General features: G+C 41.5%; 13 protein-coding genes. 3 read left to right on the top strand and 10 right to left on the bottom strand.

Translation table 11 applies throughout. The annotated features are described in order from the left end of the window. Nucleotides 1–230: 230 nt before the first annotated feature. Nucleotides 231–1,292 carry a DNA polymerase IV gene (locus V470_08220; GenBank protein AHZ48396.1) on the top strand — a complete coding sequence of 354 codons (1,062 nt, stop codon included), beginning with the start codon at nucleotides 231–233 and terminating at the stop codon, nucleotides 1,290–1,292. 33 nt (nucleotides 1,293–1,325) lie between these two features. Here the strand turns inward: V470_08220 and V470_08225 are convergent, their stop codons facing one another. Continuing rightward, nucleotides 1,326–2,171, bottom strand: a complete 846-nt coding sequence (locus V470_08225) for a UDP pyrophosphate phosphatase (protein ID AHZ48397.1) — start codon at nucleotides 2,169–2,171, stop codon at nucleotides 1,326–1,328. Between the two features lie 59 nt (nucleotides 2,172–2,230). Continuing rightward, nucleotides 2,231–4,126 (bottom strand): threonine dehydratase, encoded by a 1,896-nt coding sequence (locus tag V470_08230; GenBank protein AHZ48398.1) that lies wholly within the window; start codon nucleotides 4,124–4,126, stop codon nucleotides 2,231–2,233. 129 nt (nucleotides 4,127–4,255) lie between these two features. Here V470_08230 and V470_08235 point away from each other — a divergent pair, with 129 nt between their 5' ends. Both V470_08235 and V470_08240 read left to right on the top strand, forming a co-directional pair. Further along, nucleotides 4,256–5,821, top strand: a complete 1,566-nt coding sequence (locus V470_08235; protein ID AHZ48399.1) for a glutamine ABC transporter substrate-binding protein — start codon at nucleotides 4,256–4,258, stop codon at nucleotides 5,819–5,821. Further along, the gene (locus V470_08240; protein AHZ48400.1) at nucleotides 5,818–6,558 is read left to right on the top strand and encodes an ABC transporter; all 741 of its coding nucleotides are present in this window, start codon (nucleotides 5,818–5,820) and stop codon (nucleotides 6,556–6,558) included. The genes V470_08235 and V470_08240 overlap by 4 nt, the downstream gene beginning before the upstream one ends. A gap of 92 nt (nucleotides 6,559–6,650) precedes the next feature. Here the strand turns inward: V470_08240 and V470_08245 are convergent, their stop codons facing one another. From V470_08245 to V470_08280, 8 genes are all read right to left on the bottom strand, one after another. Continuing rightward, nucleotides 6,651–6,866 (bottom strand): hypothetical protein, encoded by a 216-nt coding sequence (locus V470_08245; protein ID AHZ48401.1) that lies wholly within the window; start codon nucleotides 6,864–6,866, stop codon nucleotides 6,651–6,653. Nucleotides 6,867–6,972: 106 nt separating this feature from the next. Next, nucleotides 6,973–7,869, bottom strand: a complete 897-nt coding sequence (locus tag V470_08250; GenBank protein ID AHZ48402.1) for a protease — start codon at nucleotides 7,867–7,869, stop codon at nucleotides 6,973–6,975. Between the two features lie 82 nt (nucleotides 7,870–7,951). Further along, a complete protein-coding gene (locus tag V470_08255; GenBank protein AHZ48403.1) occupies nucleotides 7,952–9,202 on the bottom strand; it encodes a threonine dehydratase in 1,251 nt (416 codons plus the stop codon). A 79-nt stretch (nucleotides 9,203–9,281) separates the two neighbouring features. Beyond that, nucleotides 9,282–10,304: a ketol-acid reductoisomerase gene (locus V470_08260; GenBank protein ID AHZ48404.1), complete on the bottom strand. Its 1,023-nt coding sequence runs from the start codon at nucleotides 10,302–10,304 to the stop codon at nucleotides 9,282–9,284. 90 nt (nucleotides 10,305–10,394) lie between these two features. After that, nucleotides 10,395–10,871: an acetolactate synthase gene (locus V470_08265; protein ID AHZ48405.1), complete on the bottom strand. Its 477-nt coding sequence runs from the start codon at nucleotides 10,869–10,871 to the stop codon at nucleotides 10,395–10,397. After that, nucleotides 10,864–12,564 carry an acetolactate synthase catalytic subunit gene (locus V470_08270; protein AHZ48406.1) on the bottom strand — a complete coding sequence of 567 codons (1,701 nt, stop codon included), beginning with the start codon at nucleotides 12,562–12,564 and terminating at the stop codon, nucleotides 10,864–10,866. Before V470_08270 ends, V470_08265 begins: the two co-directional genes overlap by 8 nt. Before the next feature lie 323 nt (nucleotides 12,565–12,887). Continuing rightward, nucleotides 12,888–14,969 carry an elongation factor G gene (gene fusA / locus V470_08275; protein ID AHZ48407.1) on the bottom strand — a complete coding sequence of 694 codons (2,082 nt, stop codon included), beginning with the start codon at nucleotides 14,967–14,969 and terminating at the stop codon, nucleotides 12,888–12,890. Nucleotides 14,970–15,247: 278 nt separating this feature from the next. Continuing rightward, entirely contained in the window at nucleotides 15,248–15,718 is a 471-nt protein-coding gene (locus V470_08280; GenBank protein AHZ48408.1) for a 30S ribosomal protein S7, read from the bottom strand. Between the last annotated feature and the right edge of the window lie 19 nt (nucleotides 15,719–15,737).

A 15,737-nucleotide genomic window follows, 5' to 3' on the forward strand; every position in this document is an offset into this window, starting at 1 on the left:
TAATGTCCTCTTTTTTCTAGTAACAGTCATCTGTTACATTCTTGAGTCAAGTATACCATACAGTAACCGATTTCAACAAGAGGGAATCGGCATTTTAGACGCTTTCTTTTATAATACAGTCTCTTTTTTGCTCTTATCTGTATTATATTTTTGAAAGTCAGGCTGAACTTTCCCATTTTTTCAGAAAAAAGGGTATAATAAATAGAAAATGACACTAGAAAGGGATTGGGATGCTCATATTTCCATTGATAAATGATCTGTCCAGAAAAATCATCCATATCGACATGGATGCCTTTTTTGCTGCGGTGGAAATCAGAGATAATCCCAAGTTAAAGGGCAAACCTGTTATCATCGGAAGTGATCCCAGACAAACAGGTGGTCGAGGTGTCGTTTCTACCTGTAGCTACGAGGCACGAGCTTTTGGAGTTCATTCAGCTATGAGCTCTAAAGAAGCTTATGAGCGCTGTCCCCAAGCTATCTTTATCTCTGGAAATTATGAAAAGTATAAGGTAGTGGGGCTTGAGATTCGTGCTATTTTTAAACGATACACTGATTTGATTGAACCTATGAGTATTGACGAGGCATACTTGGATGTAACGGAAAATAAACTCGGTATCAAGTCAGCTGTCAAAATAGCCCGCCTCATCCAACAAGATATCTGGCAGGAGCTACATCTGACTGCTTCTGCAGGCGTCTCTTATAACAAATTCTTAGCTAAAATGGCTAGTGACTATCAAAAACCGCATGGTTTAACAGTTATCCTCCCAGATCAGGCTGAGGATTTTCTCAAACAAATGGACATTGCTAAATTTCATGGTGTGGGAAAAAAAACAGTTGAACGCCTTCATGAAATGGGCATTTATACTGGTGCGGACTTATTGGACGTCTCAGAAGTCACTTTAATCGATCGGTTCGGCAGACTCGGTTTTGACCTTTATCGAAAGGCAAGGGGCATTCATAACTCACCGGTCAAACCCGACCGCATTCGTAAGTCCATTGGCAAGGAAAAAACCTATGGAAAGATCCTACAAGTAGAAGAAGACATTAAAAAAGAGCTGACTCTCCTCTCTGAAAAAGTAGCTCTCAATCTCAGTAAACAGGACAAAGCTGGAAAAATCATTATCCTAAAAATACGATATGCTGACTTCTCCACTCTGACTAGACGAAAAAGCCTCCCACAAGCAACACAGGACGCTAGTCAGATTTCTCAAACTGCCCTTCAACTCTACGAAGAACTAGCTGACAAAGAAAAAGGTATTCGTTTACTAGGAATTACGGTAACAGGATTTTAAAAAGCTTGAAGGAATCTCCCTTCAAGCTTTTTCTTATACAAACAAACGCACAAAACTATAGAGCAACAAGACACTACCGAGTACAATACGGTATTTACCAAAGAGTGTAAAGTCGTGCTTCTTCACATAGCTGGTCAAGAAACGAATAGCAACCATGCTGACCGCGAAGGCAACACCCATAGCAACCAAGAGCAAGAACAGTTGTCCAAAACTCAAGAGTTGACCTGCTTTAATAAATTTGAAAATCTTTAAAGCGCTGGCTCCGAACATAACAGGAATTCCGAGATAGAAGGTAAACTCTGTTACGACAGAGCGGCTCGTTCCATTTAACAAACCACCAACAATCGTCGCACCTGAACGGCTCGTTCCCGGGAAGAGGGCGAGGACTTGGAAGAGCCCAATGTAAAGGGCTGTTTTATAAGGCAGCTTGTCAAGCTCTATTACTGTTGGTTCAATGGCTTGCGCCTTATTTCGTTTTTCAAGGTAGATAAAGGCAACACCATAGATAATCAACATAATCGCAACTGAAACCATGTTATGGAAGTTAGCATCAAACCAATCATCTAGTTTAAAAACCAATAGCAAAGGCAAGGTCGCAACAAAGACTTTTGACCACAACTGCCAAGTTCTACGAACTTCTACCTTAGTTTTACCAGGTTTGAAAGGATTAAGCTTGTTAAAGTAAATGACCATAACTGCTAAAATGGCACCAAGCTGGATGACAACATTAAACATGGACATGAAGGCTTCATTCTGGTCCTTGTATTGGACAAATTCTTCAACCAAGATCAAGTGGCCAGTACTTGAAATCGGCAACCATTCTGTAATTCCTTCAACAATCCCAAAAAAGATTGACTTCAAAATTTCAATAAAATACATACATTACTCCTTTTTCTGTCCTCTATTATAACATAATTTCAGATGTTGCGATAGATTTTTTAGAAGGCGCCGATGCTACCACCGCCTCCGCCTCCTGAGAATCCTCCACCTGAAGAACCACTTCCAGAAGATACAGAGTAATTGCTAGCTGTATTTGCGACAGCAGTATATTGCTTGATTTGTGCAGTTGAGGTGTAGAACTGTGAGTGCCAACCATAGGCTACATAAAGATTCAAATCTGGATTTTCAAGCTGAATATGACGGACTTTCATTAACTTGCTCACCTTCTTGGCATAACCAAAGAGAGTCGCATAGACCAGTAGACGATTCCAAAGGACGATGCTCTCTAGCTCGGCCTGATCCAGATGAGCGATGTCGCGAAGCATATTTTCGAAACTCGTCCAGAGATAGAAGATTTCCGCTCCTTCCTCTGTTAGAACTCCATCTCGATAGGCTCCTCGCGTGGCAAGGTAAACCCAGAAACTAGTCCCTAATCCTGTCAATCCTAAGAGTAGAAATGGGATTGAAAAGAAGCCATGTGTTTTCCAGCTATAGTAAAAGAATAGCAGTCCACCTAGAGCTGTTATGGCTGAACAGACCCGCATCCCGAGAGCAAGGCGACGTTCCTCACTTGTCAAGGGACGATAGTAGCTTGGGATACGAAGTACATGGACCTTATCCTTGACACAAGACTGAATGCGTTGAAGTCTTCCTTCAAAGGAGCGTTTGAGACGCAAGCCTGTTTCTCGGATATGTTTTTCATCTGACTCTTTGGCACCACGGTAAAGGGAAGATGAAACTTGGTAATCAGGGAAGAGCTCTGAAATAGCCAATTCTTTCTTATTTGACAAAGTCATGCGCAGGCATTCCTTCTCAAAATTGGACAAACCCTTTTCACTGATAATGCGCACATAAGGTTCTTCATCCCCTTGGAAAATAGATAAATGGCCTCGATCTACTAAATCCAACAAGGTTGCCTGAATCAAACGTTCAAAAGTAAATTTACCAAACCCTGATTTGTTTAGGGGATTGACTTCCTCTAAGGAAGTTGAATACACTGCTTCTGCTAAAACCATTGGAGGTAAATCCATCGGTGGTTCGTAGAGTCGATGATCTTTTGGAAAGACCTTTTTAATGCTTGTACTCTGACGAAACTTCCTATAGAAGAGAGGAACTAAAAGTAAGAGACTCATAAAAATGACGGGAAGCATCCATTTCATCAAAATCTCACTTTGCGCTTTTTCTGTTGCTATATTGCTTTCAATCCGGTTAAAATCGGTTAAACGTTCTTCCTCTAATCCTTGATCTGGAGCTCCTGCAAAAGCACTTCTAGGCCAGTATGCGTGTAATTCGATCTGTCGCTTTCTAGGAAGGTCTTTCATTTTGACATGATAGAGATTATTTACTTTTTCAACACTAGAGTCCCTTAGGAGTTGGCCTGCATGAAAATAAAGTTTCTCTGCTGGGGTATCAGAGCTAACCTTAAACTCAATCTCTTTGATATCTCCAGTACTATCTGTCAAGGGTTGCCAATTTAGCTCTGCGATATCCTTATATAAGAAGAGAAGGTTTGTTAGTTTCCAGGTAACCGTTACACGAACAGTATCTCCAGCATATCCAGCATTGTAAATTTTTACCTTGTAACCGTCCTCTTCCTCCATAGTATAGAAAGAAGCATTTTGAACAATTCTTCCATTTTTAGAGACCTGAACGGTCGGATCGGGATCAATGTCAAATCCTTCTGGCATTTTCCCAGCTTTCCCGAGTCCAACTAACTGACCATTATAATCATCTCCAAAGCGGTAGGTAATTGTTTCCTTAAAAATTGCAGTATTATCTGCATGAATATTCAAATCACCCTGATAGAATAAGATATCAAAGTCTACTGCAAAAACCAGGCTCGGTATAAATAATAAATAAGTAAATACCAAAGCCAACAGCCATCTTTTTTTCATAATCGGTTCCCTTTCAATCTTTTTACCATTATATCATTTTTTATAAGTAAAGGCTTACTTGTATTGAAAATCTCACTATTTTTAGATACAATAGAGAGAGTCATTTTTAGACTAGAAATAGGAGAAAACATGAAAAAATTATGCTTATCTATCCTTGCTAGCCTAGCCCTTACCTTAGGACTAGTTAGCCAAGTCCAAGCCGACGAATATTTACGCATCGGGATGGAGGCAGCTTACGCTCCCTTCAACTGGACTCAAGACGACGATAGTAACGGCGCCGTCAAAATCGACGGTACCAACCAATATGCCAACGGCTACGATGTTCAAATCGCTAAAAAGATTGCCAAAGACCTTGGCAAGGAACCTTTGGTCGTAAAAACCAAATGGGAAGGACTTGTTCCAGCCCTTACTTCTGGTAAAATTGATATGATCATTGCCGGTATGAGCCCAACCGCTGAACGCAAACAAGAAATTGCTTTTTCAAGCAGTTACTATACTAGCGAACCCGTTCTATTGGTAAAAAAGGACTCTGCCTATGCAAATGCCAAATCTTTGGAAGACTTTAGCGGAGCAAAAATCACGTCTCAACAAGGTGTTTACCTTTATGACCTGATTTCCCAAATTCCAGGTGCCAAAAAAGAAACTGCTATGGGTGACTTCGCTCAGATGCGTCAAGCTCTGGAAGCTGGTGTTATTGATGCCTATGTTTCTGAACGACCTGAAGCAATGACCGCTGAGTCTGCTAACGCTAAGTTCAAAATGATCCAACCTCAACCAGGTTTCAAAACTGGCGAAGAAGATACAGCTATTGCCATTGGACTTCGTAAAGATGACAGCCGCATCAGCCAAATCAATGCGAGCATCGAAACCATCTCTAAGGATGAACAAGTAGCCCTCATGGATCATATGATTAAAGAGCAACCTGTAGAATCTACAACAACAGAGGAAGAAAGTAGTTTCTTTAGTCAAGTCGCTAAGATCCTTTCTGAGAACTGGCAACAACTCTTGCGTGGTGCTGGTATCACACTCCTAATCTCCATTATCGGAACCATCACAGGTCTCCTTATCGGACTTGCAATCGGGGTCTTCCGTACCGCTCCACTATCTGAGAACAAGGCAATGTACGCCCTACAGAAACTAGTCGGTTGGATTCTCAATGTCTATATCGAGATCTTCCGTGGTACACCGATGATTGTTCAATCCATGGTTATCTACTATGGAACTGCCCAAGCTTTCGGTATCAACCTTGACCGCACACTAGCCGCTATCTTCATCGTCTCAATCAACACAGGTGCCTACATGACTGAAATCGTCCGTGGTGGTATCCTAGCAGTAGACAAAGGACAGTTTGAAGCTGCAACTGCTCTTGGTATGACCCACAATCAAACCATGCGTAAGATTGTCCTACCTCAGGTTGTCCGTAATATTCTACCCGCTACTGGTAATGAGTTTGTCATCAACATTAAAGATACCTCTGTATTGAACGTTATTTCAGTTGTTGAGCTTTATTTCTCAGGAAATACTGTAGCAACACAAACCTATCAATACTTCCAGACCTTTACCATCATCGCCGTGATTTACTTTGTCCTCACCTTTACTGTGACCCGTATCCTACGCTTCATCGAACGTCGTATGGACATGGATACTTACACTACAGGTGCTAACCAAATGCAAACGGAGGATTTGAAAAAATGACACAAGCAATCCTTGAAATCAAACACCTCAAAAAATCCTATGGGCAAAACGAAGTGCTAAAAGACATTTCTCTCACCGTCCATAAAGGAGAGGTTATTTCCATCATCGGGAGCTCAGGAAGCGGAAAATCAACCTTCCTTCGTTCAATTAATTTACTCGAAACACCTACAGAGGGAGAGATTCTCTATCGAGGAGAAAATGTCTTAGAAAAAGGCTATAACCTCACCCATTATCGTGAAAAACTCGGTATGGTTTTCCAATCTTTCAATCTCTTTGAAAATCTGAATGTCCTCGAAAATACAATCGTCGCTCAGACGACTGTCCTTAAACGTGATCACTCTGAAGCCGAAAAAATTGCCAAAGAGAATCTCGAAAAAGTTGGCATGGGAGAACGTTACTGGCAAGCCAAGCCGAAGCAACTCTCAGGTGGGCAGAAACAACGCGTGGCTATCGCCCGCGCACTCTCCATGAATCCTGATGCCATTCTCTTCGACGAACCAACATCTGCCCTTGACCCAGAAATGGTCGGAGAAGTTCTCAAAATTATGCAAGATTTGGCTCAAGAAGGCTTGACCATGATCGTCGTAACCCACGAAATGGAATTCGCTCGCGATGTCTCTCACCGTGTCATCTTTATGGATAAGGGCGTCATTGCTGAAGAAGGCAAACCAGAAGAACTCTTCACGAACCCTAAAGAAGAACGAACAAAAGAATTTCTTCAACGTTATCTCAGCTAATAAACAAAGACTGCATAAAGAATGCAGTCTTTTTAATTTGTAATTGTAAAGAAAAGGCAGACTCGATTCAGGAATCTGCCTGTGACCACAGTTTAATCTTCAAATTTTTCATGATTTTTTTCATAGAAATCGATTAAACCAAGAGCTGTTTCAAATGAAATATTTTTAACTTTTGCGCGTCCTTGTGCTAGAGCAATGATAGACATTTCACGCGCATTCGTTTCTTTAGAGATACGGTAGCCTGTGATTTTCTTATCACGAACCCAGCCAACAACTGCTTCTACTTTTTCAAAGTTCGACTTAGCCATGTTCTTCTCCTAAATTATTCTTTACAATACTTAATTGTATACGTTTTTATTTCATTTGTCAATAAAAAAACATATATTCGTCGTAACTATATTATTCTGCATATTTTTATTTGGCTTTTAAAGCCGATAATATATGAGTTCTTATGTCCTCGACTCCATTAGGATTTGCTGGTAGGAAGATTGTATTATTACCCTCTTTATCTGCAAAATTATTCAACGTATCTAAATACTGGTTCGTTAATAGGATAGACATGATTTGTTCTTCAGTTAGCTCAACATTGGCTCCCTTTAACTCTTGGATAGAATCAGCTAGTCCGTCAACAATTGCTTTACGCTGCTCTGCAATCCCTACACCATGTAGGCGATCTTTTTCTGCTTCTGCTTCTGCTGCGGTCACGATTTTAATCTTATCTGCTTCAGCAAGCTCTTGCGCCGCAACTCTCTTACGTTGAGCTGCGTTAATTTCATTCATTGATTGTTTTACTTCAGCATCAGGTTCAACCTTAGTAATCAGCGTTTTGACAATGATATACCCATACGTAGACATTTCTTCAGCCACTTGTTTTTGAACTTCTAAGGCGATTTCATCCTTTTTCTCAAACAACTCATCTAGGGTTAGCTTTGGTACAGATGAACGCAAAGCATCTTCAATATAGGATTTAATCTGGGCTTCTGGACGCATCAATTTATAATAAGCATCTGTGACATTGTTTTCATTTACTCGATACTGAGTTGCCACATTCATCGTTACAAATACATTATCTTGCGTCTTTGTCTCTACAACAATCTCACTTTGCAACAAGCGTAGTTGAACTCTTGCCGCAATCCTATCAATCCCAAAAGGAGCTCGTAAATGAATACCGCTATTGCTCAACTTTTGGTATTTACCAAAGCGTTCTATGATAGCGACAGATTGTTGTCGAACCACATATACAGAACTAACCATGATCACTGATGCAATCACCACTAAAAACAATAAAACAAGTAAAATTTGTAAAAACATGGGAATCTCCCCCTTTCGTCACCCTCATTATAGCACCATCATTACCATTACGCAAATAATATGATAATAATTTTATTTTAGCTTAAACTAACATATTATACAACGTTTCGTTCCCATTCAAATTAATATAAGATGGGTCAAACTTTTCCATTCGATGAATCAATCCAGCATAATCATGTTTATTTGCAAGGGCTACCCCAATCAAGACAGGGCCTGTCCCCTTGCTTGCTCGTTTGATATATTCAAAACGAGTGATGTCATCATTTGGCCCCAAAATGTCATTTACAAACTCTCGGAGAGCTCCAGGACGTTGTGGGAAATTCACTACAAAGTAATGCTTGATTCCATCGTAAATCAAGGCACGTTCTTCCATCTCTGGCATGCGGTTGATATCGTTATTTCCTCCAGAAATGATACAACAAATCGTCTTGCCTTTGATATAGTCTGATAAAACTTCTAAGGCTGCAACGCTGGCAGCTCCGGCTGGTTCCGCTACAATACCTTGTTTGGAATAAAGATCAATCAAGGTTTCAGAAATCAATCCCTCGTCCACCCCAATCAGCGTTTCAACATTCTTACGGGTCGCTTCATAAGTTAATTGTCCAACCTTCTGTACGGCTATCCCATCAGCGAACTTATCAATTTCTTTGAGCTTAACTGGTCCCCCAGCTTCAAAGGCAGCTTTCATAGAGCGAGCACCATTAGCTTCTACCCCGATCACTTCAATAGTCGGATTGGTTTCCTTAATATAAGTAGAAACACCGGCAATCAATCCGCCACCACCTACTGGTACAAGTACTGTATCAAAATCAATAGACTCTTTACGGGCTTCTTCAAGAATTTCATAGGCTACAGTCCCTTGACCAGCCTGAACATGCGCATCATCAAAAGGATCGATGAAGGTGCGGTTTTCTGTTAATGTAAATTCTTGTGCTGCCTTAGCAGAAGCATCAAAGGTATCCCCAACCAACTTGATTGTCACGAACTCTCCACCGAAAAAGCGAACCTGCCCAATCTTTTGTTGCGGTGTTGTAATAGGCATAAAGATCGTTGCAGGAATCTTCATCTCATTACAAGTATAGGCGACACCTTGGGCATGATTTCCCGCAGAGGCACAGACTACACCACGCTCGCGTTCTTCTTTTGATAGTTGAGAAATGGCATAATAGGCTCCACGAATTTTAAAAGAGCGAACTCGTTGCGCATTCTCCTTTTTGAGATAAATCTTTGCTTGGTATTTTTCTGATAAATAATGATCATATTCTAGTGGTGTATCAACTACTACACCACTCAAAACTTTGTGGGCTTTCACCACATCTTTTGCACTTAGCATTGTCTCCTCCTCAAATACTGTTCAAGATAAAAAACGAGTTAGGTACCCCCAACTCGCCTTCTGTCTCTCTTTACAAGAATTAATTGTAGATTTTGAATGCGTCGTCGTCGTTTTTACCAACGAAAGGCATTGCTTTACGCAATTCTGCACCAACTTTTTCAATTTCAAGGTTAGCTGCTTGTTCACGGTAAGCAGTTAATTTTGGACGACCAGCCTTGTAGTCATTCACAAAGTCATTTGCAAATTTACCATTTTGGATATCTGCCAAAACAGCTTTCATGTTTTCTTTCACTTGCTCAGTAATCACACGTGGACCTGATACATAGTCACCGTATTCAGCAGTGTTTGAGATAGATTGACGCATTTTCTTGAATCCACCTTCATAGATCAAGTCAACGATCAATTTCATTTCATGAAGAACTTCAAAGTAAGCCAATTCTGGGGCATAGCCTGCTTCTGTCAAAACTTCAAAACCTGCTTCGATAAGGGCAGTCAAACCACCACAAAGTACAGCTTGTTCACCAAACAAATCTTCTTCAGTTTCTTCTTTGTAAGTTGTTTCAAGCAAACCAACACGAGCTGCCCCAACACCTTTACACCAGTCCATAGCAATGTTTTTAGCATTTCCTGTTGCATCTTGGTAAACTGCGTAAAGAGCTGGAACACCAAATCCTTCTTCGTAAGTACGACGTACCAAGTGTCCTGGTCCTTTAGGAGCACACATGAAGACATCTACATCTGCAGGAACTTTGATAAATTCAAAATGGATATTGAAACCATGAGCAAATCCAACAGCATTTCCAGCTTCCAAGTTTGGAGCGATTTCTGCTTCGTACAATTCTTGTTGAATTTCGTCTGGTGCCAAGATCATGATAACGTCAGCCAATTTAGTGGCTTCTGCTACTGTGTAAGTGTCAAAACCGTCTTCTTTTGCTTTGTCAAAAGATTTACCTGGACGCACACCGATGATGACATCACGACCTGAATCACGCAAGTTTTGCGCATGCGCATGTCCTTGTGAACCATAACCGATTACGGCGATTTTTTTACCGTCAAGCGCTGCTACTTTAACATCTTTTTCGTATTCCATTTGAACTGCCATAGTTTTTCTCTCTTTTCTATTTTTATTGCCTTAATAGGCTGGTTTAACAAATTTATGCTGGATTTTATACTCATTGAAAATCAAAGAGTATTAGTCGCGGGTAAATCCAGTTGCACCCGTACGAGCGATATTTTTAATACCATATGGTCGAATCACTCGTAATAAAGCTTCACTCTTCTCAGCATTTCCCGTCATCTGGATGGTGATTGAGCTTGGAGCCACATCTACTACCGTTGCACGGAAAGGTTGGATAATGGCCAAAATTTCTGCACGCTTCTCAGCAGGAGCAGATACTTTTACCAAGATAACTTCTCTTTCCAAGTGTGGTTTATCTGTGATATCTCGAATGCGAATCACATCAATCTGACGATTGAGCTGTTTAATGATTTGCTCTACTTCATCATGAGATGCTACATCAATAATGATGGTGATACGAGATACATTGGGGTTCTCTGTCGCACCAACCGAGATACTCTCAATATTGACTTGACGACGAGAAAGGACACCTGTAAAACGATTCAAAACTCCTGAACGGTTTTGCAATCTAGCTGTTAACATTCTACGCATGGAACTTCACCCCCAACATCTCATGATTGCTCTTACCAGCTGGTACCATCGGTAAGACCTGTTCCTTACGAGAAATATCCACCTCGATAAACATGGGCACATCCTCCAGAATGACTTCTAGATCCTTCTCTATCGTCTCTGGATTATCAAATTTATAGTTTTTGATGCCATAAGCCTGTACCATCAACTGGAAGTCAGGAAGTGTATCAAAGACTGACTCAGAAGTTCTACCCTCATAGAAGGATTCCTGCCACTGACGAACCATTCCTAGTGAGTGGTTATTCAACATGACAACCTTAATCGGCACCTTGTAGATGTTTAGGATCGCTAGCTCTTGGTTGGTCATTTGGAAACCACCATCACCAACAAAAAGGATGACCTCTTTTTCTGGATTGGCAATCTTGGCTCCGATAGCTGCAGGAACTCCGAATCCCATGGTACCCAAACCACCTGAAGTGACTAACTGACGCTCATTTTGGTAAGGATAATACTGAGCTGTCCACATTTGGTGTTGCCCTACGTCTGTGACAACAATGGCATCTCCATTCGTCAACTCACCGATGCGTTCAATAACGGCCTGCGGTTGAACCACACGCTCTTTCTTATCATAAGAACGAACTCGATTCTTGTCCTTGGTGACTTTTTCAATCCACTTTTCAGTATTGTTATTAACAGTTGGTTCTGCCAGTAGCATCTGCAAGGCTTTCTTAGCATCCCCCACTACAGGAATATCTGCACTGATAATCTTACCAATCTCAGCTGGGTCAATGTCGATATGGGCAACCTTAGCATTCTTCGCGAAGGTCTTAGGGTTCCCAGTCAAGCGGTCATCGAAACGGCAACCAATACTAATCATAAAGTCCGCTTCCGTCATTGCAATGTTGGCCGCAAAAGAACCGTGCATGCCTCCCATCCCTAGGAAGAGCGGATGACTCGTTGCAATGGTACCTTGTCCCAAGAGACTAGTGACTACTGGAATTTGGTAACGTTCAGCAAATTCATTGAGCTCCTTAGAAGCTTCTGCATAGCTGATACCACCGCCTGCTAACAAAACAGGTTTCTTGGCTTTTGACAATTGCTTCAAGATTTTCTTGATTTGCATGTCATTCGGATCAAGCGTCGGTTGGTAACTTGGTAAATTCACCTCTGGTGAATAGATGAAATCTGTCTCTAGAGCTGATACATCCTTTGGCAAGTCAATCACAACAGGACCTGGACGACCTGTCGTTGCGATATGAACAGCTTCCGTAATGATACGGGGAATGTCTGCCGTTTCACGGACTTGGTAATTGTACTTGGTAATGGGCATGGTAATCCCCACGATGTCCGCTTCCTGAAAGGCATCCTTTCCAATCCCAGCTCGCGCAACCTGACCTGTAAAGACCAAAAGGGGAACGCTATCGCTCATGGCATCTGCAATCCCTGTAATGGCATTTGTTGCTCCCGGCCCACTCGTGACGACGGCAACGCCCAACTTTCCAGTTGATTTGGCATATCCTTCAGCTTCGTGCAAACAACCTTGCTCATGGCGTCCCAAGATGTGGCGAATGCCTTTAAAATTGTATATCGCATCATACAAAGGTAAGACTGCACCACCAGGATAACCAAAAATGGTATCAATCCCTAAGTCCCGAAGTGTTTCCAAAACTAGGTCCGACCCCGTCTTAGGAGATTCTAAACTGATTTTCTCCATTGTTCCCCTTTCTCTTCTCTTAAAAAAATAGCTTGTTACTATCATACCATTTTTTCAAAAATTTTCAAGGCAAAAGAGTTAATTTTCTGAATTTTCTATCTAAAAGTGTATTTATGAATCTTTTCCTCATTTTTATTAACTTTTCTACGGAATTAGGAACCTTTATTTACTTTAATTTATCAAATTAGAATATTTTCTTTCTGGATAAAATTAGTAACTCTCTCACTTAGCGATTAAATTCGTATACTATATTCAGTAAAAATGAATAGTTAAAGACAAAAAAAGGAAGCCACTAAGTGACTTCCTTCTAGAGTGAGGACTGATTAGTCTTCACCTTTGTTTTTCTTAATGATTTCTTCTTGTACTGACTTAGGTACATCTTCGTAGTGGTCGAATACCATCATGAAGGTACCACGTCCTTGAGATGCAGAACGAAGAACTGTTGCGTAACCGAACATTTCAGCAAGTGGAACGTAAGCACGAACGATTTGGCTGTTACCGTGTGCTTCCATACCATCTACACGTCCACGACGAGCAGTCACGTGACCCATAACATCACCAAGGTTTTCTTCTGGAACAGTGATGGTTACAAGCATCATTGGCTCAAGGATAGCTGGTTGTGCTGATTTAGCAGCTTCTTTAAGGGCAAGTGAAGCCGCGATCTTGAAGGCAGTTTCAGATGAGTCGACATCGTGGTATGAACCATCGTAAAGCTTAGCTTTAACGTCAACCATTGGGTAACCAGCAAGAACACCGTTAGCCATAGATTCTACCAAACCTTTTTCAACCGCTGGGATAAATTCACGAGGAACCACACCACCGACGATTGCGTTTTCGAATTCGAATCCTTTACCTTCTTCGTTTGGAGTAAATTCAATCCATACATCACCGAATTGACCTTTACCACCAGACTGACGTTTGAAGAATCCACGTGCTTGAGTAGAAGCGCGGAATGTTTCACGGTAAGATACTTGAGGAGCACCTACGTTTGCTTCCACTTTGAACTCACGACGCATACGGTCAACAAGGACGTCAAGGTGAAGCTCACCCATACCAGAGATAACTGTTTCACCAGTTTCAACGTTTGTTTCAACGCGGAATGTTGGGTCTTCTTCAGCCAATTTTTGAAGGGCGATACCCATCTTATCTTGGTCAGCTTTAGATTTTGGCTCAACCATCAATTGGATAACTGGTTCTGGAACGTTGATTGACTCAAGGATGATTTTAGCTTTTTCATCTGTCAATGAGTCACCAGTTGTAGTATCTTTCAAACCAACGGCAGCAGCGATATCACCTGAGTAAACAGTGTCAATTTCTTGACGGCTGTTAGCGTGCATTTGAAGGATACGTCCGATACGTTCACGTTTACCTTTAGAAGTGTTCAATACGTAAGAACCTGATTGAAGAACACCTGAGTATACACGGAAGAATGTCAAACGACCTACGAATGGGTCCGTCATGATCTTGAAGGCAAGAGCTGCGAATGGCTCTTCGTCAGATGCTGGACGAGTTTCTTCTTCATCTGTATCTGGGTTGATACCTTTGATTGCTGGGATATCAAGTGGGCTTGGAAGGTAGTCGATAACCGCATCAAGCATCAATTGAACACCCTTGTTCTTGAAGGCAGAACCACACAATACTGGGAAGAATTCAACGTTGATAGTTGCTTTACGGATAGCAGCTTTCAATTCTTCGTTAGTGATTTCTTCACCTTCAAGGTATTTCATCATCAAGTCTTCATCAGTTTCAGCGACTGCTTCAACCAATTTTTCACGGTATTCTTGAGCTTGGTCAAGGTATTCAGCTGGAATATCTTCTTCAAGGATATCTGTACCAAGGTCATTAGTATAGATTTCAGCTTTCATCTTGATCAAGTCGATGATACCGCGGAAGTCATCTTCAGCACCGATTGGCAATTGGATTGGGTGTGCGTTTGCTTGAAGACGGTCGTGAAGTGTGCTTACTGAGTAAAGGAAGTCAGCACCGATTTTGTCCATTTTGTTAGCAAATACGATACGTGGAACCCCGTACTCAGTTGCTTGACGCCAAACTGTTTCAGTTTGAGGCTCAACACCTGATTGTGAGTCAAGAACAGTAACCGCACCGTCCAATACACGAAGAGAACGTTGTACTTCGATTGTGAAGTCCACGTGTCCTGGTGTGTCGATGATGTTTACGCGGTGGTTATTCCATTGAGCTGTTGTCGCAGCAGATGTGATAGTGATACCACGTTCTTGCTCTTGCTCCATCCAGTCCATTTGTGACGCACCTTCGTGAGTTTCACCGATTTTGTGGATTTTACCAGTGTAGTAAAGAATACGCTCAGTAGTTGTTGTTTTACCGGCATCGACGTGAGCCATGATACCGATATTACGAGTTTTTTCAAGTGAAAATTCGCGTGCCATGAGGTTTGTTTCTCCTATTTATTTTAATTTCTATTCTATTATAACACGATTTTAATAAAAACGGATAGGCAGGACCTACCCGTTCTCAATGTTTATCTTGTTTTTGTTGGTTTCAACTTGTAGATAAGTTGAATTGAACTCGGGCTAAAAGCTCAAGTTAACTGATTCGAACTCGAGCGAGGCCCGGTGCAAAAAAGATAAACTGCTTTGTGTTCACGGAACACTGCATCAGTTTCCTATTTTTGCCTTGGGCCTTTGCCGCTCTTAGTATCATTTTATTACCAACGGAAGTGTGCGAAGGCACGGTTAGCTTCAGCCATACGGTGAGTGTCTTCACGTTTCTTAACTGCTGCACCAGTGTTGTTCGCAGCATCCAAGATTTCTTTTGCAAGACGGTCTTGCATTGTGTGTTCACCACGAAGGCGAGCGATGGTTACCAACCAACGAAGTCCAAGTGTTGTACGACGTTCTGGACGAACTTCAACTGGGACTTGGTAGTTAGATCCACCAACACGACGTGCACGTACTTCAAGTACAGGCATGATGTTTTCCATAGCTGTTTCAAATACTTCAAGTGCATCGTTTCCAGTAGCTTCTTTGATTTGCTCAAAAGCACCGTAAACGATTGAAGCAGCTGTACCACGTTTACCATCAAGCATAACGCGGTTGATAAGACGAGTAACTAGTTGTGAATTGTAAAGCGGATCTGGCAATACGTCACGTTTTGGAGCTCTATTTTTACGACTCATTTCTCTTTATCCCCTTTCC

Source organism: Streptococcus sp. VT 162 (assembly GCA_000688775.2).
Lineage (GTDB): Bacteria > Bacillota > Bacilli > Lactobacillales > Streptococcaceae > Streptococcus.